At 68.9% G+C, this 24,594-nt stretch carries 21 protein-coding genes; 7 read left to right on the top strand and 14 right to left on the bottom strand.

The window, feature by feature from the left end:
• Nucleotides 1-160 precede the first annotated feature (160 nt).
• The 5 genes from AMS65_RS01990 to AMS65_RS01970 all read right to left on the bottom strand — a co-directional run bounded on the left by AMS65_RS01990 (nt 161) and on the right by AMS65_RS01970 (nt 5,107).
• The gene (locus AMS65_RS01990) at nt 161-907 is read right to left on the bottom strand and encodes a type 1 glutamine amidotransferase (protein WP_053382489.1); all 747 of its coding nucleotides are present in this window, start codon (nt 905-907) and stop codon (nt 161-163) included.
• A complete protein-coding gene (locus tag AMS65_RS01985; protein ID WP_053382488.1) occupies nt 904-1,638 on the bottom strand; it encodes a gamma-glutamyl-gamma-aminobutyrate hydrolase family protein in 735 nt (244 codons plus the stop codon). Before AMS65_RS01985 ends, AMS65_RS01990 begins: the two co-directional genes overlap by 4 nt.
• A 2-nt stretch (nt 1,639-1,640) precedes the next feature.
• Nucleotides 1,641-2,375 (bottom strand): substrate-binding periplasmic protein, encoded by a 735-nt coding sequence (locus tag AMS65_RS01980; protein ID WP_053382487.1) that lies wholly within the window; start codon nt 2,373-2,375, stop codon nt 1,641-1,643.
• Complete coding sequence (locus tag AMS65_RS01975) at nt 2,372-3,808, bottom strand: glutamine synthetase family protein (protein ID WP_083451410.1); 1,437 nt, start codon at nt 3,806-3,808, stop codon at nt 2,372-2,374. The genes AMS65_RS01980 and AMS65_RS01975 overlap by 4 nt, the downstream gene beginning before the upstream one ends.
• A 75-nt stretch (nt 3,809-3,883) precedes the next feature.
• A complete protein-coding gene (locus AMS65_RS01970) occupies nt 3,884-5,107 on the bottom strand; it encodes a cytochrome P450 (protein ID WP_053382486.1) in 1,224 nt (407 codons plus the stop codon).
• Nucleotides 5,108-5,332: 225 nt separating this feature from the next.
• On the opposite strand from AMS65_RS01970, the gene AMS65_RS01965 reads away from it, so the two are divergent.
• A complete protein-coding gene (locus tag AMS65_RS01965; protein ID WP_053382485.1) occupies nt 5,333-6,631 on the top strand; it encodes an FAD-dependent oxidoreductase in 1,299 nt (432 codons plus the stop codon).
• Between the two features lie 27 nt (nt 6,632-6,658).
• The gene (locus tag AMS65_RS01960) at nt 6,659-7,117 is read left to right on the top strand and encodes a flavodoxin domain-containing protein (protein ID WP_075200787.1); all 459 of its coding nucleotides are present in this window, start codon (nt 6,659-6,661) and stop codon (nt 7,115-7,117) included.
• 279 nt (nt 7,118-7,396) lie between these two features.
• Here AMS65_RS01960 and AMS65_RS01955 read toward each other — a convergent pair whose 3' ends face one another.
• From AMS65_RS01955 to AMS65_RS01945, 3 genes are all read right to left on the bottom strand, one after another.
• A complete protein-coding gene (locus AMS65_RS01955; RefSeq protein WP_053382483.1) occupies nt 7,397-8,185 on the bottom strand; it encodes a gamma-glutamyl-gamma-aminobutyrate hydrolase family protein in 789 nt (262 codons plus the stop codon).
• A 142-nt stretch (nt 8,186-8,327) separates the two neighbouring features.
• The gene (locus AMS65_RS01950; protein ID WP_053382482.1) at nt 8,328-9,833 is read right to left on the bottom strand and encodes an APC family permease; all 1,506 of its coding nucleotides are present in this window, start codon (nt 9,831-9,833) and stop codon (nt 8,328-8,330) included.
• A gap of 431 nt (nt 9,834-10,264) precedes the next feature.
• Complete coding sequence (locus AMS65_RS01945) at nt 10,265-10,615, bottom strand: nuclear transport factor 2 family protein (RefSeq protein WP_053382481.1); 351 nt, start codon at nt 10,613-10,615, stop codon at nt 10,265-10,267.
• A 141-nt stretch (nt 10,616-10,756) separates the two neighbouring features.
• Between AMS65_RS01945 and AMS65_RS01940 the strand changes: the two genes are divergently transcribed.
• A complete protein-coding gene (locus AMS65_RS01940; RefSeq protein WP_053382480.1) occupies nt 10,757-11,782 on the top strand; it encodes an agmatine deiminase family protein in 1,026 nt (341 codons plus the stop codon).
• A gap of 189 nt (nt 11,783-11,971) precedes the next feature.
• Nucleotides 11,972-13,000 (top strand): proline racemase family protein, encoded by a 1,029-nt coding sequence (locus tag AMS65_RS01935; RefSeq protein ID WP_241489301.1) that lies wholly within the window; start codon nt 11,972-11,974, stop codon nt 12,998-13,000.
• On the opposite strand, the gene AMS65_RS01930 is transcribed toward AMS65_RS01935, so the two are convergent.
• The 6 genes from AMS65_RS01930 to AMS65_RS01905 all read right to left on the bottom strand — a co-directional run bounded on the left by AMS65_RS01930 (nt 12,997) and on the right by AMS65_RS01905 (nt 21,297).
• Nucleotides 12,997-14,493, bottom strand: coding sequence for an aminopeptidase P family protein (locus AMS65_RS01930; RefSeq protein WP_241489300.1), 1,497 nt, complete (start codon nt 14,491-14,493; stop codon nt 12,997-12,999). The genes AMS65_RS01935 and AMS65_RS01930 overlap by 4 nt on opposite strands.
• A gap of 66 nt (nt 14,494-14,559) precedes the next feature.
• Nucleotides 14,560-15,858 carry an alpha/beta fold hydrolase gene (locus AMS65_RS01925; protein ID WP_053382478.1) on the bottom strand — a complete coding sequence of 433 codons (1,299 nt, stop codon included), beginning with the start codon at nt 15,856-15,858 and terminating at the stop codon, nt 14,560-14,562.
• On the bottom strand, nt 15,855-16,820 hold the full coding sequence (locus AMS65_RS01920) for an ABC transporter permease (protein ID WP_053382477.1): 966 nt from the start codon (nt 16,818-16,820) through the stop codon (nt 15,855-15,857). Before AMS65_RS01920 ends, AMS65_RS01925 begins: the two co-directional genes overlap by 4 nt.
• A complete protein-coding gene (locus tag AMS65_RS01915) occupies nt 16,817-17,782 on the bottom strand; it encodes an ABC transporter permease (RefSeq protein WP_083451409.1) in 966 nt (321 codons plus the stop codon). The genes AMS65_RS01920 and AMS65_RS01915 overlap by 4 nt, the downstream gene beginning before the upstream one ends.
• Nucleotides 17,779-19,434: an ABC transporter ATP-binding protein gene (locus AMS65_RS01910; protein ID WP_053382476.1), complete on the bottom strand. Its 1,656-nt coding sequence runs from the start codon at nt 19,432-19,434 to the stop codon at nt 17,779-17,781. The genes AMS65_RS01915 and AMS65_RS01910 overlap by 4 nt, the downstream gene beginning before the upstream one ends.
• Before the next feature lie 102 nt (nt 19,435-19,536).
• Complete coding sequence (locus AMS65_RS01905) at nt 19,537-21,297, bottom strand: ABC transporter substrate-binding protein (RefSeq protein ID WP_053382475.1); 1,761 nt, start codon at nt 21,295-21,297, stop codon at nt 19,537-19,539.
• 276 nt (nt 21,298-21,573) lie between these two features.
• Here AMS65_RS01905 and AMS65_RS01900 point away from each other — a divergent pair, with 276 nt between their 5' ends.
• The 3 genes from AMS65_RS01900 to AMS65_RS01890 all read left to right on the top strand — a co-directional run bounded on the left by AMS65_RS01900 (nt 21,574) and on the right by AMS65_RS01890 (nt 24,590).
• Entirely contained in the window at nt 21,574-22,479 is a 906-nt protein-coding gene (locus AMS65_RS01900; protein WP_053382474.1) for a dihydrodipicolinate synthase family protein, read from the top strand.
• Nucleotides 22,480-22,617: 138 nt separating this feature from the next.
• Nucleotides 22,618-23,625, top strand: a complete 1,008-nt coding sequence (locus tag AMS65_RS01895) for a proline racemase family protein (protein ID WP_053382473.1) — start codon at nt 22,618-22,620, stop codon at nt 23,623-23,625.
• Nucleotides 23,622-24,590: an ornithine cyclodeaminase family protein gene (locus AMS65_RS01890; RefSeq protein WP_053382472.1), complete on the top strand. Its 969-nt coding sequence runs from the start codon at nt 23,622-23,624 to the stop codon at nt 24,588-24,590. Before AMS65_RS01895 ends, AMS65_RS01890 begins: the two co-directional genes overlap by 4 nt.
• Nucleotides 24,591-24,594 lie beyond the last annotated feature (4 nt).

Raw genomic sequence — 24,594 nt, 5'->3', positions numbered from 1 at the left:
TCCGCGCAGAACCTCGCGCTGGGAGCCGTTGAACAGCCCGAGTTGAGAGCCGCAGAGCTGCGGCTGGCGAACCGACACCGTCCCTACGCGCATCAGCAGAGACAGACACGGCGGTCCGCCGTGTGCGGATCGATCCCGCGCAGCCGGGCGTGCAGCTGCTCTACGCGGCGGTCTGTTCCTGCTTCGCGGCGGCGACAGTGAGTGCGGCGAATCGCTCGGCGACGGCGCCCCACACACGGCTCAGCTCGGGTTCGGCGTGCTGCACCTGGCCCAGCACCTCGGCCCCGACGAGGCCGAGGTCCACGAGGCTCTGGGGGTCGTCCGCGACCCAGTCGCGAGCGGAACCGCCGAGCGCTTCGGGGTGGAACTGCACGCCCCAAGCCGCATCGCCGATCCGGAACGCCTGGTTCTTGCACACCGGGCTGGAGGCGAGCACACTCGCCTCCAGCGGCAGTTCGTCGGCCTCGAGCCAGTGCCACTGCACGGCCGGCACGTCGGTTCCCGCGAGGCCGTCGAAGAGCGGATCGCCAGCTGCGTCAGCGCCGAATCGCACCGTGTGCAGCCCCACTTCGGGCCCCTCGGGGTTCGTGCGCACATGCCCGCCGGTCGCCGTGGCGAGCAGCTGCGCCCCGAGGCAGATTCCGAGCGTCGGAACGCCGCGGGCGACGCCCTCCGCCAGCAGGTGCCGGGTCGCCGGAAGCCACGGTGCATCGTGGTCGTCGGTCGGCCCCATCGTGCCGCCGAGCACGATCAGTCCGTCGAAGCCGTCGAGCGATGACGGCACCTCGGCGCCCGCGTCGGGTCCCACGGTCTCCAGCTCGACACCGCACTCGGCGATCCGAGTGCCGAAGAGCCCCGGGCCCGCGTCCCCCTGGTGCTCGACCACGAGCACTCGCGCGTCACTCATACCGTCTCCTCCGCGTTCGTCCGCACCCGTGCCCGCTCCACGAGCCAGGCGAAGATCGCGTGCTGCCGCGCATCGGTCGCGGCCGTATCTTCCGGATGCCACTGTACTGCAAGAAGATCGGCGCTCTCATGCTCGAGAGCTTCGACCACCCCGTCGGGCGCGCGTCCGACGACGCGCAGTCCATCCCCCACCCGGTCGACGGCTTGATGATGGTAGGAGGAGACCGGCAGCGCCGGCACCCCGAGGGCCCCGGCGAGCGCCGAGTCGGTCTCGAGCGTCACCTCGTGCACCGCGTTGCGGTGCGGGCTGTCCGCTGGCAGATCCTGCACCAGCGTGCCGCCGTGCTCGACGTTCAGCAGCTGGAAGCCCCGGCAGATGGCGAGCACGGGGATCCGGAGCCGCATCGCCGCCGCCATCATGTCGGCCTCGAACTGGTCCTGGGCCGCGAAGTCGGCGGGAGCCGTGGTCTCCAGCGGCTCCTCGCCGTAGCGTCGCGGATCGACGTCGGAGCCGCCCGGCACGAGCAGGCCGTCGAGCCCCCGCAGCCGTTCCTCTGCGGGCGACGGCCCCTCCGCGAAGAGCGTGAGGGGCTCGCCGCCTGCGCGCACGACGGAGCGCAGCACCGCCGAGGCGACGGCGCTCCCGTCGAAGCGCAGACCGTGAATCTGATTCGACCACATGCCGGTCACGCCGATGCGCGGGATCCGCCCGCCGTCCTGAGGCCCGCCCATCGCTATCGCTCGTTCTGCAGCGGGAAGGGCAGCAGCGGCATCCACGTGCGCCAGACGCGCTCCAGCGAGCCGTCGGCGACGACCGCCTCGAGCGCGGCGTCGATCTCCTCGCGCAGCGCGTCGTTGCCGGGAGCGACTCCGATGCCCCAGCTGTTGCCTGTGAGCACGGTGAACGCCTCGACGAAGTCGGGATCCTCCTGCGCCAGCGGGATCATGACCACATCGTCATCGACGAAACCGTGGATCTCACCCGAGCGAGTGGCCTCGATCATGTCGCCGAACACGTCGTCGCTCGCTCCGAAGCTCACGAGCTCGACACCGGGGAAGGTCTCGGCGAGCTTCATGTTCGTGGAGTTCGCGATGGCGCCGATGCGGTAGCCCTCGAGCTCGTCGGCCGAACGCGCGGGATCACCGGCGCGCACGACGAGGGTCTCGTTGAACACGGCGTACGGGTGGGTGAAGTCGACGAGCGCCGCGCGTTCATCGGTCATGCCCTGGCCGCACCAGACGGCGTCGGCATCACCTCGCCGCACGGCGGGGATCATGTCCTCCCACGGCACGATCACCCACTCGATCTCGGCGCCGAGGCGCTCGGCGACGAGCGCCGCTGCCTCGGGCTCGTAGCCGCTCCGGACCTTGCCATCGGGGCTCTTCGCGAAGAGCGGCAGGGCCTCGGAGTCGATGCAGGCCAGACGGATGATGCGGGGACTCTGCCCTGCGTTCTCGGTCGCGTTCACGGAATCGCCTCCCAGTACTGATCGAACTCCCACTGCGTGATCTGGCCGCAGTAGCGCGCCCACTCGTCCCGCTTCAGCTGCAGGAAGATCCTCGTGAGCTCCTCGGGCATCGCGCCCATGAGGTACTCGTCGGCCTCGAAGGCCTCGATCGCGCTGCCGAGCGTGTTCGGCACGACGACCTTCGCGATCTCCTCGCTCGGCTGCCCGGGGTCGCCCGGATCCAGCTGCGCCTCGAGTCCGTGCTCGATCGCCGCGAGCAGGTAGAGGTGGGAGAGGTAGGGGTTCACGCTCGCATCCGGCAGGCGGTACTCCATGCGGCCATTGGCCGAGATCCGGATCGCGACGCCGCGGGTGTCGAGGCCCCAGTCGGCGCCCGAGGGCGCGAACTGGCCGGCATCCCAGTAGCGCTTGTAGGAGTTGACCGTCGACCCCATCACGAGCATCGATCCCGGAGTGTGCAGCAGCATGCCGGCGATCGCCTGGCGCGCCGTCTCCGTCGCGTGGAGTTCCACCCGGCCGTCCTCGATCACGTTCTCGGCCGAGCCGTCCTCCGCGACGCGCCACAGGCTGAGGTTGTGATGGCAGCCGTTGCCCATCTTGCCGTTGTAGGGCTTGGGCATGAAGCTGGCCTGCAGCCCCAGCTCGCGCGCCACCTGCTTGCAGATCTGGCGGTAGGTGGTCATGCGCTCCGAGGTGAGCTCGGCACGGTCGAAGTTCCAGTTCAGCTCGATCTGGCCGTCGTCCTCGTAGTCGCCCTGGATCATGTCGAAGTCGAGCGCCTGGCCGTAGCTGATGACCTTCTTGAACACGGGACGCATCTTCTCGAGGTTCTCGACCTGGTAGGCGGGGCTCTGGTCGTCCTTCGAGACGACCTCGATGCCTGGGCCGACCCAGGTCATCTCAGGCTCGAGACCACTGCGCAGTTCGAGGCCCGTGCGCTCGGTGAAGCCGCGATGAGCGGCCTTGAAGAGGGCGCGGGTGTCGAGCGGGATGAGGCGGCCGCCGTCCTCGCCGAGGTGGGGCGGATCGTAGGCGGTGCAGAAGATGCGTCCGACCTCGGTATCCCAGGGCAGCACCTGGAAGGTCTCCGGGTCGGGCAGCCCCCAGAACTCGTGGGCCTCGACGCCGCCGCCGATGAGTTCGCCCTCCCGGCTGGTCTGCAGATCGGTGAGCGCGGTGCGGTGGAAGGCGATGCCCTTGCGGAGCATGCGCTCGTAGTGCTCTGCCGGAACCACCTTGGCCACGGTGCGGGCGCCGAGCGTCGGGATCATGTAGTAGATGTACCTGACGCCGGTCTCGCGGATCTTCGCGCCGAGCGCCGCGACGGTCTCGGGCTCGAGATTCGCCTCCTGATGCCGCGCGAACGCGGTCTTGTCGGCGAGGATCTCGCGCAGCGAGGCGCCGAAGCTCCCGCCGGTCTTGAGGTCGGACATGGGGTTCCTTTCGTCGTTGGAAGGTCTGTCGTGCAGCGCTCCCGCGCGAGGAGCCGGGGCGCTGCGGACGGCGCGTCAGCGCACGGTGAAGTCGATGGGGAGCTTGATCGGTCCGTGGTTGCCGGAATCCGGGAGCCACTCATCGCCGCCGGGGCAGTTCACGTCGGTGAATGCCTGCGCGAGCATCGGCAGCGCCACGCTCATGTCGGCGCGGGCGATGTAGTGCCCGAGGCACTTGTGGATGCCGCCGCCGAAGGTGTGGTGCTGCTTGCGGCTCGGGATCTGGATGTCGATCTCGGGGTCGGGGTAGGCCTCTGGATCGGTGCCGCTCGACATCGTGAAGAGGTGCACGGTCGTGCCCTTCGCGATCTCGAGCCCGTTGAACTCGAAGTCCTCGTTGGCCTCGCGGGTCACCCAGCGCGTGGTGGGGTTGACGCGCAGCGCCTCCTCCAGCGCGGGGCGGGTGAGCTCCTTGGGCCGCTCGGCCAGCACCTCCCACTGCTCGGGGTTGCGCATGAAGGTCTGCAGGATCAGACCGAGCTGATTGCGGGTCGTATCCATGCCGCCGAAGAGCATGAGCACGAGCGCGTTGCGCAGTTCCTCGCCGCTCAGGGTGTCGCCGTCCTGCGAGGAGACTTGGAGCAGCGTCGACACCATGTCGTCTCCCGGCTCCTCCCGCCGCTCCTCGATGAGGCGCTCGACGAAGTCGTAGAGCTCCTGCACGGCGACGTCGACGCGGTCGATGTCCTCCTTGATCGTCACGCTCAGCGCGTAGCCGACCGTGTTCGCCCGCGAGGCGATGAACGGCCAGTGCTCGTGCGGCAGGCCCATCATCGCGCACAGGGCGCGGGTGGCGAAGGGCTCGGAGAAGTCGGCGACGAACTCGACCTGCTCGCCCCGTGCCTGCTTCGCCTTCATGTCATCGATGAGCTCGGCGGCGATCTCGGCGAACTCGGGTTCGAGTCTGCGCGCCACACCGGGTGAGAACGCGGGGTTGAGCAGCCGGCGGATGCGGTCGTGCTCGTCGCCCTCGAGCACGAGGAGATTCTTCGCCCACCAGTCGTAGAAGACCCCGGAGTGCACTCCGTGATGATCGGGCCACTTGGCGCTGCCCTGGTTGAGGCTGGCGTGTTTGAGCAGCTCGGTCACTTCCTCGTAGCGCAGTACGCCGATGCCGTAGTTGGTCCGCGCGTACCAGCTCTTGCTGCGCGCGTCGCGCACCGCCTCCGAGTTCATCGCGAAGTCGGGCGACGTGATATCGAGATACGGCACCGCCTCCGGTGCCACCTGTCCGGTCATTCGTACTCCTTCGTCGAATTCGCTCCCGCTCCGATCTACGAGCGGCCGGTTAGCAAATAAGTTATCCGTGAATGTTTTACAGCGCAAGTCTTTCTGCGGTTTCCCGAGGAGAAATCCACGTAATCGAAATAAAACATTCACTCGTGGAATATTTAACGCTACAATAGGCCCATGTCCGGTGGACTCCATCGCACCGGATCAGCAGGAACACGCAAAGGAGCTGTGATGCCGACTCCCTCGAGCCCGAAGATCGCCATCGTCGGCAGCGGGCCGTCAGGCTGCTATCTCGCGCAGTCCCTGTTGCGCTCGACGCCCGGCTGCGAGCTCACGATCCTCGACAGGCTGGTCTCACCATTCGGCCTGGTGCGCTACGGCGTCGCAGCCGACCATCAGCACACGAAGGCGATCACGCGACAGTTCGACCGTCTCTTCCAGCACGAGTCCGTGCGCTTCGCCGGCGACATCGAGATCGGGCGCGACCTGAGCCTCGACGAGCTGCGTGAGCACTTCGACGCCGTGGTCCTCGCGACCGGCCTCTCGGCGGATCGCGGCCTTGGGCTGCCCGGCGGCGAGCTCCCCGGCGTGATCGGGGCCGGGGTGCTCACCCGAGTGCTCAACTCCCACCCCGATGAGGGCGAACGGCTCCCCGATCTGGGCGGCGATATCGTCGTCATCGGTGCCGGGAACGTCGCACTCGACGTGCTCCGCTTCCTGGTCAAGGGGGCCGACGACTACACCGAGAGCGACGTCGCCGATCCCGCGCTCGAGGGTTACCTCGCAGCTCCCGCCGAACGCGTCACTCTCGTGAGCCGATCCGGTGCGGCCGACTCGAAGGGCGATCCGCAGATGCTCCGCGAGCTCGCCCAGCTCCCCCGCGCGAGCTACACGGCGGCCGGCGAGGTCGAACCGCCCTCGGGCACCGAGCTCGACCGCGCGGCACAGGGACGCGTGACCGCCATCAGCGAGATGATCGCGGCGGACCGCCCGATGCATCCCGGGCCCGCGGTCGACCTGCGCTTCGGCTGGTCGCCGGTACGCGTGATCGGCACCGACCGCGTGGAGGGCGTGGAGCTCGCCCGCGGGGATGAGCAGGTCATCGTGCCCGCGACCGCCGTCGTGACGGCGATCGGCTTCGCCTCGACCGGCGGCGACGAACTCGCGCGACTCATCGCGGACCTGGAGGCCACCCCCGAGACGGGCCGCATCGAGGCCGGCCTGTACCGTGCCGGCTGGGCTCAGCGCGGACCGCGCGGAGCGATTCCCGAGAACCGCAGCTACGCGAAGCTCGTCGCCGAGGAGATCGCCGCGGATCTGGCCGACGGCACCCTCGCCGTGGTCTCCGACCGGCTCGGCTTCTCGGGTCTGCCGGAGGCCGTGCGCGAGCGCGCCGTCGGCTACGAGCAGTGGCTCGCACTCGACGCGCACGAGCGCGAACTCGCTCCGGAGGGGCGGGTTCGCCGCAAGCTTTCCGACCACGACCGAATGGCCGCCATCGCCCGCGGGGCGAGGCCGACCGAACGATAACCAGATTCAATGAGAGGAACCACCGCAGTGAAGTTCACCATTCTGTACGGCACCGAATCCGGCAACGCGGAACTCATCGCCGAGGACCTCGGCGCGGCTCTGAGCGAGCAGCACGAAGACGTCGAGATACACGATCTGCAGAACACCGACCCGGCCTCGATCACCCCCGACCGCTTCATCCTGGTCGTCTGCTCGACGCACGGGGAGGGCGACCTGCCCAACTCTGCGATCCCGTTCGCCGAGGCGTTCGATGCGACTCCCCCGGACCTCACTGGGGTGCGCTACGCGATGTTCGGCCTCGGCGACACCTTCTACGAGGAGACCTACAGCCAGGGCAGCGAGCACATCGACCGTCGCTTCGCCGCGCAGGGCGCCGAGCGGGTCGGCGAGTACGGCCGCCACGACGCATCCTCCTGGGCGCTCGGCAGCGACGCCGCGCTCGAGTGGCTGCCCGGAGTGCTCGAGGCCGCCTCGATCCCGGTCTGACGCCCCCGCCGCGGAAAGGTGATTCGCACGCGAAGCCGTCCATCCGCGATCGGCTGCGCCGATCGCTCCCGCCAGGCCCAGCCAGGCTTCGCTTAGCGAATCCCCTCCCCGCGGCTCACGTCGAGTTCGCGGGGAGGCGGCTTCTGCCGCTCGTGATCCGCTGATTGAGTGAGCTCTCGTGGTCCGCTGATTGAGCGAGCGAAGCGAGTCGAAACCGCCGGAGTATCGGTTTCGACTCGCTTCGCTCGCTCAACCGGCTGCACGCCGGCTCGAGCACGCCTACGGGGTGGTGCGGGAGCGGGCGACGAGCTCCCCGAAGAGGCTGGCGCGATCCTGCGCGTCGGCCTGCGGCTCCTCCGGATGCCACTGCACGCCCACGACCCAGCTCGCGTCACGATGCTCGGTGCCCTCGACGATGCCGTCGTGCGCCCGAGCCGTCGCGCGCAGCGCCGGAGCCACCTCGGCGACCGCCTGGTGATGCCCGTTGCGCACCGTGACCTCGGTGCGGCCGAGGATCCGGGCGATCTCGGAATCCGGCTCCAGGATCACCGGCTCATCGATGAACAGCGGCTCGCCGCTGCCGCCGTGGTGCATCTCCCAGTCCGAGATATCGGGGATCAGCGTGCCGCCGAAGGCGACGTTGAGCAGCTGCGAGCCCCGGCAGATCGCCAGCGTGGGCAGATCCCGCCGCACCGACTCCCGGATCAGCGCGATGCAGTAGTCGTCTCCCCGACGGTCGACGCCGTACAGGTTCGACGGCACCGGTCCCTCGTACGCGTAGCAGGCGATGTCCACGTCGCCGCCGCCGAGAAAGACGATCCCCTGCGCGTCGGCGAACACCTCGTCGACCGAGGCGAGATCGGGTGCCGCGGAGTCGACCAGCCGGGGTCGCCCGCCCGCCTCGCGCACGGCCGCGAACGCGATCCGCGTGAACTCGTCCTGCAGGTCGTGCGCCCCGCGATCCATCCCCGGGAAGGTGAGCGACACCACCATCGGGATCAGCGGCCCGTTTGGGTCCTCTACGGCCGGAGTCAGGAAGGGTGCGGGATCCACTGCGAGATCGGTCATCTGGGGTCCTTTCGGGTGCGGTGCGTGGGGTGCGCGGGTGCCTGCGGTGTCCTGCGGACGGAGCGGGAGTCCCGCTGCGCCGCTGCGAGAGAAACGCGGCGGCACAACGGGACTCCCGTGTGATCCAGTGAGGCGTGCGGGATCAGCCCACCTTCGTCGTGGTCTTGATCGGCCCGCTGGCATCGCCCGCCGGCGCATCGCCGCGGGTGTAGGCCTTCGAGACGAGCATGTAGATCCAGCCGAAGGCGATCACGCCGACGGTGGTCATGATCAGCAGGTAGTCCTCGGCCCAGCCGCCGCCGGTCTCGCGCGGCCACAGGATGTTCGCGACCGCCACGATGCCCCAGAGCAGAGCAGCGATGTTGACCGGGTAGGCCCAGGCGCCCAGACGGAACTTGCCCGCGGGCTTCCAGCCGAGGATGCGGGCGCGCAGCGCGGCGAACACCACCATCTGGAAGCCGATGTAGATGCCCACGGTGCCGAAGCCGACCATCGCGGTCAGCGCGTCCTCGAGCAGCAGCGAGAAGAGCACCACCAGCGCGGGGAAGAGCGCCGCCATGATCAGCGCGTTCTGCGGCACGTGACGGTTGTCGTTGAACTTCGCGAGGAACTTCGAGCCGGGGAGGAAGCCGTCGCGCCCCATCGAGAAGAGCAGTCGGCTGGCCGCGGCCTGCAGGCTGATCATGCACGAGATGAAGGCGATCACGATCACCAGCATCACGACCGGGAGGATCGGGCCGAAGGCGTTGCTCAGCAGCTCGTGGATCGGGTCGGCCACGTCGCCGTTGGCGACCGCGTGGAAGTCGGGAACCGCCAGCACCAGCGAGAACACGAGCACGTTGGCCGCGAAGCCGCCGACGTAGAGTGTCATGCGCATGGCCTTGGGCACTCGGACGCTCGGGTTCTTGATCTCCTCGGCGACATCGCCGTTGGCCTCGAAGCCGTAGTAGGCGAACATACCGATGAGCGCGGCCGCCGCGAACGCACCGAAGTAGCCTCCGGGTGCGTTGTCGCCGATGCCCTGGTTGTCGAAGAGCACCGACCAGTCGTGCTGACGGCCGAAGAGCAGCAGGTAGCCGCCGATGACGATCGAGCCGATCAGCTCCGCGATGAGGCCGGTGGTCGCCGCGAAGCCCAGCACCCTCGTGCCCATGAGGTTGAAGAAGGTGGCGACGGCGAGCAGCACGAGGGCCAGGATCACCGTGGCGCCGGTGTCGGGCGTGAACCCGAGGAGCGTGCCCAGGTGCGGCGCTGCACCGTAGGCGACGGCCGCGATCGTGCCGACGAGCGCGACCACGTAGATCCACCCGTTCATCCAGGCCCACTTGCGGCCCCACAGGCGCCGGGCCCAGGGGTAGACGCCGCCGGCGACCGGGTAGTTCGAGACGACCTCGCCGAAGATCAGCGCGACGAGGAACTGGCCGACCAGGGCGATGACGAGCGCCCAGGCCATCGGAGGCCCGGCCTGGCCGAGCGAGATCGCGAACATCGAGAAGACGCCCGCGATCGGCGATAGGTAAGTGAAGCCAAGCGAGACGTTGCCCCAGAAGCTCATCTCGCGTTTGAAGGTCGTGTCATACGAGTAGCCGAGTGACGCGAGGTGGGCGGCATCCTCGTCGTGCTCCACGACGTCGTTGTTGTGTGACATGGTCGCTGGTACTCCCTTGTACATCCACCAATGGAACGAGCGCTCGAACCGAGCACTGCACATAACAAACTACACGTAGATGTTTTTCTCAGGCAAGTAGATACTTGGTTTTGAGAGAGAAAAGCGCGAATTCGGCAAAAGATTCATGCAAATGTGAATGAATTATTTCGCCGACGTTGCAGCCCGCGACACGAAACCGTTTCACCCATCCGCGCGGCGGGGCGCAGGCGCTCTTCCGAGCGAGCACGGGAGACCCCCGGGGCGGATCGGGTTTCGACTCGCTCAACCGGCGGGGGCGCTCAGCAGACGAGCTTCCTCCGACAGCGGCAGGGACACATCGGGTTTCGACTCGCCTTCGGCTCGCTCAACCGGCGGGGCTCATGGCCTTCTTCGCTCCGCTCAACCGGCGGGCGGGAACGAAGCGCCGCCGATCAGACCGTGGTGAACACCTTGCTGGTGATCCGCCACTCCCCGCCGCGTCGGATCAGACCGAAGAAGTTGCGGAAGTCGGCGCCGAGAAACCCCTTCTCGTCGAGCACTGCGCTGGCGACATCGCCGACGACCTCGATGCTGTGGATCTCGGAGGAGTACCCGGGTCCCGCCGGCTGCGCCGTCGCCACGACCCCGGCGGCGAAATCGGCGCCGCTCATCGTCACGTAGTCGGGGCCCAGATACCCCCACATGACCGCGTGCTCGTCGAACGCGTCGCGCACTCGCTCCGGATCGGCCGCCGCGCAACCGTCGACGTACTTCTGGACCGCTGCCCTCACCGCTTCGTGCATGCGTCCGATCCTACCCTCGGAACTTCCACGGGTGGAGAATAATTTTCGGACAGCGCCCTCCGCCACACCGGGCGTGCTTATTGGTCACACTGCCAGTAGACTGGCGCACAACCTACCCAGGCAGGACCCAAAGGAGCACCGATGACGACGTGGCGCATGCCCATCGAGGGACACGAGCAGGAGCGGCTCTGGCTCGCGTGGCCGACGAGCGGTTACACCCTCGGCGACACCGAGGCCGAGGTGGAGGAGGCTCGCACCACCTGGGCCGCCGTCGCCAACGCCGCCAGCGAGTTCGAGTCCGTCACCGTGGTCGTCAACCCCGGAGATGAAGAGATCGCGTCGAAGTACCTCTCGGCGCAGATCGACCGCATCACGGCCCCGCTCGACGACGCCTGGATGCGCGACATCGGACCGAGCTTCGTGGTCGGCGACGACGGCCGGCTCGGCGCGGTGAACTTCGTCTTCAACGGCTGGGGCGCTCAGGACTGGGCCAGCTGGGATCACGATCAGCACATCGGCCGCATCGTCGCCGAGGCCGCGGGTGCCGAGCTGATCGACTCGGAGATGACCAACGAGGGCGGCGGGATCCAGGTCGACGGCACCGGGCACGTGATCCTCACGCAGACCGTGCAACTCGATCCGGGCCGCAACCCGGGGTGGACCCGAGAGCGAGTGGAGGCCGAGCTCGCGCGCACCATCGGCACCACGAGCGCCATGTGGCTCCCCCGCGGCCTCACCCGCGACCACGACACCTTCGGCACCCGCGGCCACTCGGACATCCTCGCCGCGTTCGCCTCGCCCGAGGTACTGCTCATGCACCGGCAGGACGCCGAGTCGCACCCCGACCACGTGATCGCGAAGACCAACCGCGCCGTGGCCGAGCAGTACCGCAACGACACCTCCTCGAGCTTCGAGATCCTCGATCTCCCCGCGCCCGAGGCGCTGCGCGACGAAGAGGGCTTCGTCGACTACAGCTACATCAACCACGTCGTGCTCAACGGCGCGGTGCTCGCCTGCGCATTCGAGGATCCGGCCGACGACCAGGCGCTCGCCACGCTGCGCGAGGTGTACCCGGGACGACGGGTGATCGGCATCGATGCGCGCCCGCTCTTCGCCCGCGGCGGCGGCATCCACTGCATCACCCAGCAGCAGCCGAAGGTCGGCTGAACGGCTCCGGCGACGAGCCGAGCAGTTCCGATGGCGATTCGGAGCCGGACAACCCGGCGCCGGATCGCCATCGTCGTCTCCGAGTGAGGCGCGAGACCCCATCTTCTCCAATGCAATGTCACACGCTACAATACGAAGGACCCTCGACGTGCCCGGCACGTTCTCGACATCGCACCCCCGAGGAGCCCCGTGACCAGCACCCGGACCCCCATGATCGCGACCACCGATTACCACACCGCGGGCGAGCCCTTCCGCATCGTCCACGAGCAGCCGCCCCTCCCCGCCGGTCTCACGGTGGCGGAGCGCCGGGTCTCGGCGATCGCGGATGACGACGGAGCGGACGGGCTGCGCCGGCTGCTCTGCCAGGAGCCGCGCGGGCACGCAGACATGTACGGCGGCTTCATCGTGCCGCCCGATGAGGACGATGCCCACTTCGGCGTGCTCTTCTGGCACAAGGACGGCTTCTCGACGGCCTGCGGCCACGGCACCATCGCGCTGGGCGTCTGGGCCACCGACACCGGGCTCGTCGAGGGCGACCCCGATGGCATCACCGAGGTGCGCATCGACGTTCCCTCCGGCCGGGTAGCCGCGCTCGTCGAGCGTCGCCGCGGAGCGCTGGTGCGAGCGACGTTCCGCAACGTCGCCTCGCACGTCATCACGCGCGGGGTCGCCGTCGAGACCAGCCGCGGTCGCGTGCTCGCCGACCTCAGCTTCAGCGGAGCGATCTACGCGTCCGTGCGCGCCGCCGATGTCGATCTCGCAGTGACCCCGCAGCACTACACCGACCTCATCGCGATCGGGCGCGAGGTGAAGCACGCCCTCACCGAGTCCGCCGAGGCTCGGCACGCCTCCGACCCCCGGCTCTCCGGGGTGTACGGGACGATCCTGTGGGACGACCTCGGCCGGGGGGAGACCGGCCCCAGGCAGCGCAACGTCACCGTCTTCGCCGACGGCGAGGTGGATCGGTCGCCCTGCGGATCCGGCACCGGGGCGCGAGTCGCACTGCTGGCGGATGAGGGCGCGCTTCGAGCGGGTGAGGTTCTGGAGCACCGGTCGATCGTGGATACCGTGTTCCACGCGAGCTGGGAACCGGCCCCCGCTCTCGAGGGCGCCTCGGCGGTCATCCCCTACGTGTCGGGCACGGCCCACCGCACCGGGGAGCACCGGTTCGCACTCGACCCGAGCGACTCCCTGGGCGACGGCTTCGTGCTGCGTTAGGCCTGCTGCTCCATCCACTCCTCGATCCCCGCAGCGTCGATCGGCAGGGCGCCGCTGATGACCTCGGCGCCCTCCCCGGTGACCACGAGGTCGTCCTCGATGCGCACACCGATGCCGCGCAGCTCGGGCGGCACCGTCAGATCCCACGCGTGGAAATAGAGCCCGGGCTCGACCGTGAGTGCCATACCCGGCTCGATCGTGCCGCCCAGGTAGTTCTCGTACCGCGACGACTCGCAGTCGTGCACGTCAAGGCCGAGATGATGCCCGACTCCGCACACGATGTAACGCCGGTGCTGCTGCCCGACGGCCGAGAGCGCCTCGTCGACCGAGACCGGCAGCAGACCCCAGTCGGAGAGGCCCTGAGCGAGCACCTCCATGCACGCGGCGTGGAAGTCCGCCCACAGGCGCCCGGGACGCACCGCGGCGAGCCCCGCACGGTGCGAACGCTCCACGAGGTCGTGCACGGCGCGCTGCTCGGCGGTGAAGGTGCCCGAGACGGGGACGGTGCGGGTCACATCGGCGGTGTATCCACTGCGATTCTCGACGCCCATGTCGAGCAGCAGCAGCTCATCGCCGCGCAACTCCCCGTCGGCGCGCACCCAGTGCAGGATCGGGGCGTGCGCCCCGGCCCCGACGATGCTCGCGTAGCCGGGGCCGTTGCCCACCGTGCGCGCGTGGCGATCGAAGGTGCCCTGCAGCCAGCGTTCGCCTCCGCCCGCGATGGCCCGGGGTATCTCGCGCCGCACCTGGGCGAAGCCCTCGACGGTGGCCGTCACCGCGCGGCGCAGCTCGGCGATCTCCCACTCGTCCTTGAAGATGCGCAGCTCCGAGAGCACCCGTCCGAGCAGCGCGGACCGTGCTCGTCCGCCGAGCGCACGCCCCGCGCCCGGCGCCACCACCGCGGCGCCGGCGACGAGCGCGTCGTCGGCGACGACCAGTTCCGACAGCGGGGCGGCGCGCAGCTGAAGCGCCGACTCCAGTTCGGCGAGGCCGGGCGTCGGCCCCACCCACAGTTCGCCGTGGGTCGCATCCGCGTGGAAGGCGTCCTCCCCCGGGCGCGCGGGCGGCGTGAGATAGAGCGTCGCATCATGCCCGCCCGCGATCGGGCGCATCACCAGCACCCCGTCTTCCACGGGATGCCCCACCGACCAGAGGAAATCGCTGTCGGCCCGGAACTCGAAGAAGGTGTCGCCGACTCGCAGCTGGGCGCGCCCCGCCGTCACCACCAGGGTGCGACCGGGCAGCGCCTCGGAGAGCCTGCGTCGGTGCGCCGCAGCCGCATCGGCCGCTCCGGCTTCGATGCGCGGCGTCCGATCCGCCTCACCCCAGCCCTCCGTCAGCCAGCGGGTGAACCCGGGCACCTCCGTGAGCTTGGGCATGCGAGGATCGCGTCGCACCGCGCGCGACATCGGAATGCTCGACTCCCAGTCGAGCACCCGCACCTCGCTCGCGAGGCCGCTCAGCCGGTGGTGGTCGTCCGCGTGCAGAGTCATCTCGTGTCCTTCCCTGTTGTCCTGTACGTTCCGATGCGGGTGTCCCGTCCGGGCGCCCCGCGCCGCTCAGTCGCGTGACCGCCGTGTGCCGCCGATGCGCGCCTCGAGCACGGTGAAGAGCCGCTCGGCGACGTCTCCGAGACGCAGCCCGTCGTGCTCGAACTCGTTCGTGACCCAGGCGTGCATTCCGGCGACGCGCGAGGCGGTCTCGAGGGAGAGCTGCGCGTCCACGTACATGTCGTCGTAGTAGACGGCCGCTTCGACCGGCACCTCGTTGCGCGCGAGCGCGTCGAGGTCGTACCCGTCGATGGGCTGTTCCCGTGAGGCGAGGTGCTGCACCGCGGCCTCGAAGCCGCGCAGCCCCGCGATCTCCGCGAACATCCAGGGGAACACGGTCTCGCCGGTGAAGTGCAGCGGTCGCGCCTCCTCCGAGAACTCAGGCCGCCGATCCCGCTCCCGCTGCGCGGCCCAGGAGGTGGGGCCGGGCCCGTAGATCGCCTCCTGCAGCGCGATGAAGAGCGGGTTCGTCGCGAAACCGGTGACCGCCTCGACCTCGGCGAGGAAGGTGTCGCTGAGCCGGGTCTCCGCCTCATCGGCGAAGGCCTCGTCGAAGAGCCAGTGCACCCGGTCGTAACCCGGTTTCATGCCGAAGTCCAGGCCCAGCAGCTGCAGGCGGCGCACGGTGAGCCGATCCCCGCCCGGCAGCCGCACGTCGTTCGCCGCGAGCAGGTCGGCGACGCGATCGATCCGATCGGTCAGATGCGGATGCCGTTCGCGGAAGAGACGGTTCTTCTCGGCGATGCGCGGGAAGGTGCGGGCGTAGACGACTTCGGGATCGGGATCGAGGGCCGGCAGCCCCCCGGTGATCGCCGACGCGACGACCGACTGCGGGTAGTGCGAGAGGTACTGCAGGGTGAGGAATCCGCCGTAGCTCTGCCCCAGCGTCCACCACTGGCGTCCCGGGAAGTGGCGCTCGCGCAGCGCCTCGAAGTCGCGCACGATGGAGTCCGCCCGGTGCAGCGCGAGGCGGCGCGCGCCCTCCTCGGCGGGCAGTTCGGCGAAGTCCCGCGCGGAGAGCGGCGTGGATCGTCCCGTGCCGCGCTGGTCGGGCAGGATCACCCGGAAGCGCTTCACCGCGCTCTCGATCCACCCCTCGGCGTCGAGCGGGCGGGGCGATTTCCCGCCCGGGCCGCCCTGCAGGAAGACCAGCAGCGGGAGATCCTCGTCCCGCCGCGCGGCGTCCACCACCTCGCGGGCGTAGACGCGGATGGTCTCCCCCTCGGGCTCGTTCCAGTCGAGCGGCACCTCCACCCACAGGTCGCGGGCGGAGAGGCGGGAGCCGATCGGGTACCGGTGTTCGTTCATCTGCGAGCAGTCCTCACTCTCGAATCCAACAGGGCGTAGAGCATGTCGACGATCAGGTTCGAGACGACGACGAAGAGGCCGCCGAGCAGTACGATCGCGATCACGACGGGGCGATCCTGCATGGCGACACTGGTCACCGCGAGCGAGCCGATGCCGGTCAGACCGAACACCTGCTCGATCACGATGACGCCGCCCAGCAGCATACCGATGTCGATGCCGAGCTGGGTGACGAGCGGCGGCATCGCGCTGCGGAACGCGTGCACGTAGGTGACCCGGCGCTCGGTGAGACCCTTCGCGCGCGCCGTGCGGATGTAGTCCTGCCCCAGCACGTCGAGCATCTGCCCGCGTGTGAGTCGCGCGTACACCGCCGCGATGACGAGTGCGAGTGTGGTCCACGGCAGCACGAGATGCCACGCCCACTGCAGCGGGTTCTGGGCGAACGGCACGTACCCCGCGGGCGGGAAGAGCGTGATCCCCATCCGGGTCGGGAGGAAGTACAGCGTGTAGAGCGCGATCATGCCGAGCACGAAGGTCGGGAAGCTGATGCCGACGATCGCGAAGCCCTGACCGAGTCGGTCGCGCAGGCTGCCCGGGCGCTTCGCCGAGGCGATCCCGATCGGGATCCCGATCGCCAGCCAGATCACGACGGCGCCGAAGACCAGCGACATGGTGATCGGGATGCGGTTCACGATGAGGTCTCCGACCGGCATGTTCGTGCGGTAGGAGAAGCCGAGATCGCCCTGCAGCAGGTTGCCCAGGAACATGAGGTACTGCTGGATCATCGGCTTGTCGAGGCCGAGATTGGTACGGATCTGCGCCATGAGCGCCTCGGTCGCCTTGTCTCCCGCGATGATGCGGGCCGGGTCCGAGGGCGACACGTAGAACAGCACGAACACGAAGATGCTGAGCAGGAACAGCACGAGCGCGCCGAAGGCGAGCCGTGACAGGAAGAAGCGGATCATGCCTTCGCCCCTCTCGTCGAGGTCGGATCGAGCGCGTCCCGCAGCCCGTCGCCGAGCATGTTGAACGCGAGTGTGAGTGCCAGCAGTGCCAGGCCCGGTACGAGCACCATCCAGGGCGCCACCAGGTACATGGAGCCGTTCGCCGCATCGGCGAGCATGTTGCCCCAGCTGGGGGTCGGGGGCACGATGCCGAGGCCGAGGAACGAGAGCGTCGCCTCGAACACGATCGCCGCCGGGATCATCAGCGTCGTGTAGACGATGATCGGCACGACGAGGTTCGGCATCACGTCGCGGAACATCATCGACCAGCGCGACTCGCCGAGCGAGCGGGCCGCCTCGATGAACTCCCGTTCGCGGATCGCCAGCACCTGACCGCGGATCACCCGCGCGAGCCCGGCCCAGCTGAAGAAGACGATGACCGCGATCGACAGCCCGAGGCTCGGGCCGAGCACCGCGACGAGCGCGATCGCGACGAGCAGGAAGGGCACGCTCATCACGAGGTCGATGACGCGGCTGAGGATCGTGTCGGTGAGGCCGCCGAAGAAGCCGGCGATGGTGCCGATGATGACGCCGATGGCCGATGCGATGAGCGACGCGGCGACGCCGACGAGGAGGGAGACCCTGGCACCGTACGCGAGGCGCACGAACACGTCGCGGCCGAGCTGGTCGGTGCCCAGCAGGAACTCCGGGTTCGGGCCGACGGGGATGCCCGCGGATGAGAGTCCGGTCTCGCGGAACTGCTCGGTGGGGCCGTGCCCCGTCCACTGGGCGATCAGCGGGGCCCCGATCGCGAAGGCCACTGCGAGCACGATCACGATGGCCGAGACGATGCTGGCGGGGTCTCGGGAGAGCCTCCGCAGGGTGAGTTGCCAGGATCCGCGCGCCTTGATGCCGACGGCCTGCTTCGCCGCCATGCCGGGGGTCAGGATCCTGGTGGTCTTGAGCGGTGCCTTCGTTGTCATCGCGTCAGCTCCTCGTACTCGGATGAGGGATCGCCGTTCTCCGCACCCTCATCCCGGAGCGTCGGCAGCTCGAGATAGGCGGCGGCGAGCAGCTTCTTGGTGAAGGGCTGCTGGGGCGATGCATACATCGATTCGGGATCGCCGAGCTCGATGATCCGGCCGCCCTCCATCACCGCGATCCGGTCGCACATGTGCCGCACGACGGCGAGATCGTGCGAGATGAACAGGTAGGTGAGGCCGAGATCCCGCTGCAGTTCGTCGAGCAGCCCCAGCACCTGGGCCTGCACGGTCACGTCGAGGGCCGACACCGGCTCATCGAGGATCACGAGCTCGGGGTTGAGCGCGATGGCCCGGGCGATCCCGATGCGCTGCCGCTGTCCGCCCGAGAACTGCGAGGGGAAGCGGTTGTAGTGCTCGGGATCGAGGCCGACGCGCTCCAGCAGCTCCTGGACACCGCGCTGGCGGTCCCTGCCGCTCGCGACGGCGTGGATCCTGAAGGGGTCGCCGATGATCGAGCCGACGCGACGCTTGGGGTTGAGGGATCCGAAGGGATCCTGGAACACCACCTGCACCTTCTTGCGCTGCTCGCGCCAGGCTCGCCCCTTGATCTCGGAGATGTCGCGTCCGTCGAAGGTCACGCTGCCGCTCGAGGGCAGGATGAGTCCCGCGATCGTGCGGGCGAGCGTGGTCTTGCCGCAGCCGCTCTCGCCCACGAGGCCGAGCGTCTCGCCGCGGCGCACCTCGAGTGAGATGTCATCGAGCACCGTGCGCTCCTGTCCGCGCCTCTGCTTGAACGAGAGCGAGATGTCCGACACCTCGACGATGTTGTCGGGCTGCCGGTCCACCGCGCGCGTCGTGAGCGCGGTCCGCGAGCCCTTGCTGAACGAGGACGACTCGATCAGGCTCGCGGTGTAGGGCTCCTGAGGGTTCGCGAACAGCTCGGCGCTGTCGCCCATCTCCACCTGCTCGCCCCGGTACATCACCATCACGCGGTCGGCCACGCTCGCCATGACCCCGAGATCGTGGCTGATCATCAGCACGGTGGCGCCGACGTCCTGCTGCATCTCCGCGAGCAGTTCGAGGATCTGCGCCTGCACGGTCGAATCGAGCGCCGTGGTCGGCTCGTCGGCGATGATCAGCGACGGCCCGAGCGACAGGCTCATGGCGATCATCACCCGCTGCCGCATCCCACCCGAGAACTGGTGGGGGTACGCGTCGAAGCGGCTCGTCGCGTCGGGGATGTGCACCTTCTCCAGCAGCTGGAGGGCGCGGGCCTTCGCGGCCTGCTTCGACACCCTCTCATGCGCCCGGATCTGCTCGACGATCTGCCAGCCGATCGTGTACTGGGGGTGCAGGCTCGAGAGCGGATCCTGGAAGATCATGCTGATCTCCCTGCCGCGCTTGCGCCGCAGCTGCTCCCCGCTCAGCTCGAGCAGATTCTCGCCGCGGAATGTCACCTCCCCCGCCGTTCTTGCGGCCGGGATCAACCCCATGGCCGATTGCACGAGCACGGACTTGCCCGATCCCGACTCCCCCACGATGCCGAAGAACTCGCCCTCGCGCACGTCGAACGAAACGTTCTTCACGGCGTGCACTGGGCCGTCTTCGGTCGGGATGTCGACGACGAGATCGCGCACCTCAAGGATGGCCATCGGAAACTCCTCTTCGCGTTGCACTGGACGCAGCCTGGTGTGAGCGTCCCCGGGTGCGGCGGCGGTCCTGGCGCGGACCGCCGCCGCGGGGGCGTCTCACGACTAGCGCAGCCAGATGTTCGTCCAGTCGCCGTTCTGGGCGAGCGCGTAGATCTGGAAGTTCTGCACGCGGTCGGAGTGGTAGTTCGCCTTCTTGCGGGCGACGATGCTCACGATCGGCGAGTCCTCCATGACCGTGCGGTCGACCTGGTGCCACAGCTCGCCGGCCTCCTCGGGCGTCGCGGCGGCGAGCGCCTCGGCCGCCAGACGGTTCGCCTCGTCGTTGTTGTAGTCGACGTAGTTGTAGGTCTGCGGCGTGCCGTCGAAGGTGAACTGCGGCTGGAAGACGCTGCGCGCGGCACCGCCCACCCAGTCGGGCGACCAGCCGACGAGCGCGATGTCCCACTCGCCGTTCGAAGCGTTCTCGCGGTTCGTCATGAAGTTCGCGTAGTAGTCGGTCGGCGGCACCGGGAACAGTTCCACCGCGATGCCCGCCGCCTCGAGGCTCGCCTGCACCGTCTGCGCGATGTCGGGCTGGGTGCCGAGGTTGCGGTAGGGGAACTTGAGGGTCAGATCGGTGACGCCGGCCTCGGCGAGCAACTCCTTGGCCTTCTCGGGATCGGCCTTGCCGCTCTCGTCTCCGAAGAGGGAGAAGGGCTCGTGTCCGTTGATGCCGGGGCCGAAGATCCCGTTGGTCACCGTGGCGATGTCTTCGCCGCCCATGACCTGCACGACGGCGGGCTTGTCGATCGCGTACTGCAGGGCCTGGCGCACCTGCAGTTCCTTGAGCGCGCCGCCGTTGTTGTCGGTCTTGGTGTTGAACCACAGGAACTGGTCGATGCCGCCGTTCTCCATCGTCGTGAACTTCTCATCGTTCGCGGCGACCAGCTGCTGGATGTTGGCCGGGCTCGGCTGGATGTCGAAGAGCACGTCGGCTGAACCCGCCTGCACCTGCTGCATCGCGGCGTCGCCCTCGACGCCCATCGTCATCTCGATCTCGTCGACGTAGGCGTTGCGCAGCGGATCGCTGTCGGCGTTCCACGCCTCGTTCCGCACGAGGAGCAGCTTCACGTCGGGCGTGTGCTCGGCGATCGTGTAGGGGCCCGAGGCGACGAAGTTGGCACGGTACTCGGGCGAGTCGGGCAGGTAGTCGAGCGCCTCGACCGGGGCGGGGTTCGCCGTCGGCAGGCTCAGCATCGACGTGAAGTCGGAGGCCGGCTCGACGAGTGTGAAGACGACGGTGCGGTCGTCGGGGGTCTCGATGCCTGAGATGTGGTTGTTCTCGATGTACTCCTTCATCGCCTCCACCTCGGGCGCCACCTCGGCGAAGCCCTCGCAGTACTCCGCCATGCCCTCGATCAGATTGATGAAGTAGCTGCCCAGCGCCGCGCCGATGTGCGGGTTGCAGATGCGCTGGATGCCTCGCTCGACATCGCCCGCGACGATCGGCCGCGCTCCGTCCGGTGCGTCCCAGGTGATCCCTTCGCGCAGCGTGATCTCGTAACCGAGTCCGTCGGCGCTCGGCGTCGGCACCTCCTCGGCGAGGTCCGCCTGCAGCTGGATGCGCTCGTTCTCGTCGTTGGAAGACGTGTAGCTCAGGATCGAGCGGGAGGTCGCTCGCACCACGCTGTTGACCGGCACGTAGGCGGTGAGCTGGGGGTCGATGCGATCGACGTCGCCGTTCGCGAGCACACGCAGCGTGCCGCCGGTCTGGGGCTCGCCGGCGCCCCCGCCCGGTCCCTCGCCGCCACCGGTGCACCCGGAGAGCACGAGGGCGGATGCGGCGGCGAGCGCCGCGACGGTCAGAAGCTGTTTTCGAGCCATTGAGGGTCTCCTTTGAATCTCACTCGGAGCGCGTGACGCGCGTCGGGGCGTCGCTTCAGGCGGTTTCACGGGGCAACCGCAACGCGACATGTGCCATATTACATTGCAGTAGAACTCCGAAGGACTCGATTCGGTAACGGCGCGATCGGCCCGGAATCCCGGCTCCGCGTCGCTTGTGAGCGGTCCTGCTGCGTGCTACATTGTGCAATGTCACACCTTATAGAGCCTCCTGGACGCATCGACCGCGCCCGGACCATCCGAGAGGAACCCTCACCCATGACCGAGAAGAAACCCTGGCACGGCGTCATCGTCGCGACCGCACTGCCCTTCAACGACGATCTCTCCGTCGACTTCGATGCGTTCGGCGAGCACGTCGCATGGCTGGCTGAGAACGGCTGCGACGGCGTCGCCCCCAACGGTTCGCTCGGCGAGTACCAGAACCTCAGCGAGGCCGAGCGCGCGCAGGTCGTGAAGACCGCCGTCGAGGCGTCCCCCGAGGGCTTCACCGTGATGGCCGGTGTGGGCGCCTACGGGGCCCTCCAGTCGGCCCACTGGGCCGAGCAGGCCGCCGAGGCCGGCGCGCAGTGCGTCATGCTGCTGCCCCCGAACACCTACCGCGCGAACCGCGAGCAGGTGAAGCACCACTACGCCGCCGTGGGCGGAGTCGGTCTCCCGATCATCGGCTACAACAACCCGATCGATACCAAGGTCGACCTCGTGCCCGATCTCATCGCCGAGATCCACGCGGCCGGCAACATGGTCGGCGTCAAGGAGTTCTCGGGCGATCCCCGTCGCATCTACGAGATCAAGGAGCTCTCCCCCGACATCGACATCCTGATCGGCACCGACGACACCGTACTCGAGGTCGGCCTCGCAGGAGCCGTGGGCTGGGTCTCGGGATACCCCAACGCGATCCCGCAGGCCTGCATCGAGCTCTACCGGCTCTGCACCTCGGGCGACTACGCGGACCTCGAGCGCGGCCAGCAGATCTACCGCGACCTGCACTCACTGCTGCGGTGGGACTCGAAGACCGAGTTCGTCGAGGCGATCAAGCTCTCGATGGACGTGCTCGGCCGCAAGGGCGGCGCCAGCCGTCCGCCGCGCCTGCCCCTCGCCCCCGCGGTCGCCGAACGCATCATCGCCGACACGAAGGCCGCGGTCGCGAAGGGCTACGACAAGTAGGGTCGAGAGCGGGGCGAGTCGAGTCCGGATCGGGTTTCGACTCACTGCGTTCGCTCGACCGGCGGCGACCCGCTCCGCTCCGTCCGCCACCACCGTCCACACCCTCGACCGCACGTCCAGAGAACCGAGGAACCGCACATGCGCACCAGCCGCGTCTTCCACGCCGTCGATTCCCACACCGAGGGCATGCCGACCCGCGTCATCACCGGAGGCGTCGGTGTCATGCCCGGCGACACCATGGCGGAGCGCCGAACCTGGTTCATGGAGCACAGCGACGAACTGCGGCAGCTGCTCATGTTCGAGCCGCGCGGCCACGCCTCGATGAGCGGAGCCGTTCTGCAGCCGCCCACACGCCCGGACGCCGACTGGGGGGTGCTCTACATCGAGGTCTCGGGCTGCCTCCCCATGTGCGGGCACGGCACCATCGGCGTCGCGACCGTGCTCGTCGAGACCGGCATGGTCGCGGTGGCCGAGCCGGTCACCACGATCCGCCTCGACACCCCGGCAGGCCTCGTCGTCGCCGAGGTCTCGGTGCGCGACGGGCACGCCGAGAGCGTCACCATCACCAACGTGCCCTCGTTCGCCGAGCGGCTCGGCGCGCGCGTCGAGGTGCCGGGCTACGGAGCGGTCGGCTACGACCTCGCCTTCGGGGGCAACTTCTACGCCATCGTCGAGCTCGAGTCGCTCGGCATCGAGTGGCGCGAGGACCGCTCGAACAAGGACGAGCTGCTCAGGGCGGGCCTCGCGATCATGGCCGCCATCAACGACGCCGACGAGCCGGTGCACCCGGAGCGCTCCGACATCCGCGGCTGCCACCACGTGTACCTGCAGGCCCCGGGCTCGACGGCCGAGCACTCCCGCCACGCCATGGCGATCCACCCCGGCTGGTTCGACCGCTCCCCCTGCGGCACCGGCACCAGCGCGAGGATGGCGCAGCTGCAGGCCCGCGGCGAGCTGGCGCTCGGAACCGACTTCGTCAACGAGTCGTACATCGGCTCGCGCTTCGTCGGACGCCTCTTGGAGCAGACGGAGGTCGCCGGCCGACCGGCCGTCATCCCGACGATCACGGGGCGCGCGTGGGTCACCGGCACCGCCCAGTACTTCCTCGATCCCACCGACCCCTTCCCGAACGGATTCCTGCTGTGAGCACTCTGCCCTATTTCGACGCCGAGGCGGTGCGCGCAGCCCTGCCTTTCGAACTCGCCATGCACGCGATCGAGCAGGGCCTGCGAAACGGGGTCGACCCCGAAGACGACGGGCCGCGGTTGTTCAGCCCGGCACCCGACGGCGAGTTCCTGCTGATGCCGGCGCAGGGCGCCGAATTCAGCGGGCTCAAGGCACTCACCGTGGCGCCGCAGAATCCCGCGAGGGGCCTGGCGAAGATCCAGGGACTGTACATCCTGTACTCCTCGGACACGCTCGCGCCCGTCGCCGTGATGGAGGGGGCGAGCCTCACCGCGATCCGAACCCCGGCGGTCACGCTCACCGCGGTGCGTCATATCGTGCGTTCCGCGGCTCCGGACGACCGGCTCCCCGCTCAGCCGCAGATCCTGATCTTCGGCGCCGGCGTGCAGGCCGCGGGGCACATCGAGGCAGCGCTCGTCGACTTCCCGGAGGCACGGTTCGGTGTGATCGGACGCCGCCCCGAGAACGTCGCGGCCCTCGTCGCCCGCTTCCCCGAGATCGAGCTGCGCGATCGCGGCGACGATGCGGAGACCGCGGTGCACGAAGCGGACATCATCATCTGCGCGACCAGCGCGAGTTCGCCGCTCTTCGACGGATCGCTCGTTCGCGACGGTGCGATCGTCGCAGCCGTCGGCACGCACGGCCGCGAGCTGCGGGAGGTGGACGATCTCCTCGTGCAGCGCTCCGATCTCGCCGTCGAGGGCCGCGGCTCGGCGCGCCGCGAGAACGGCAACCTGGCCACCGCCCTCGCCCCGCACGACTGGGAGTCGGACTCGGCGCCCGTGAACCTCGGCGAACTCGTCTCCCGCGGCATGACACGCAGAGCCGATCGCCCGGCGCTCTACACCGGCGTCGGCATGTCGTGGGAGGATTTGATCTGTGCGGCTGTGGTCTTCGCTGAGGGTCGGCGAAGCACCAGCCGATGAGGAG

The organism is Leucobacter celer subsp. astrifaciens (assembly GCF_001273835.1).
GTDB lineage: Bacteria > Actinomycetota > Actinomycetes > Actinomycetales > Microbacteriaceae > Leucobacter > Leucobacter celer.
This window is presented reverse-complemented; position numbering and strand designations above follow the sequence as displayed.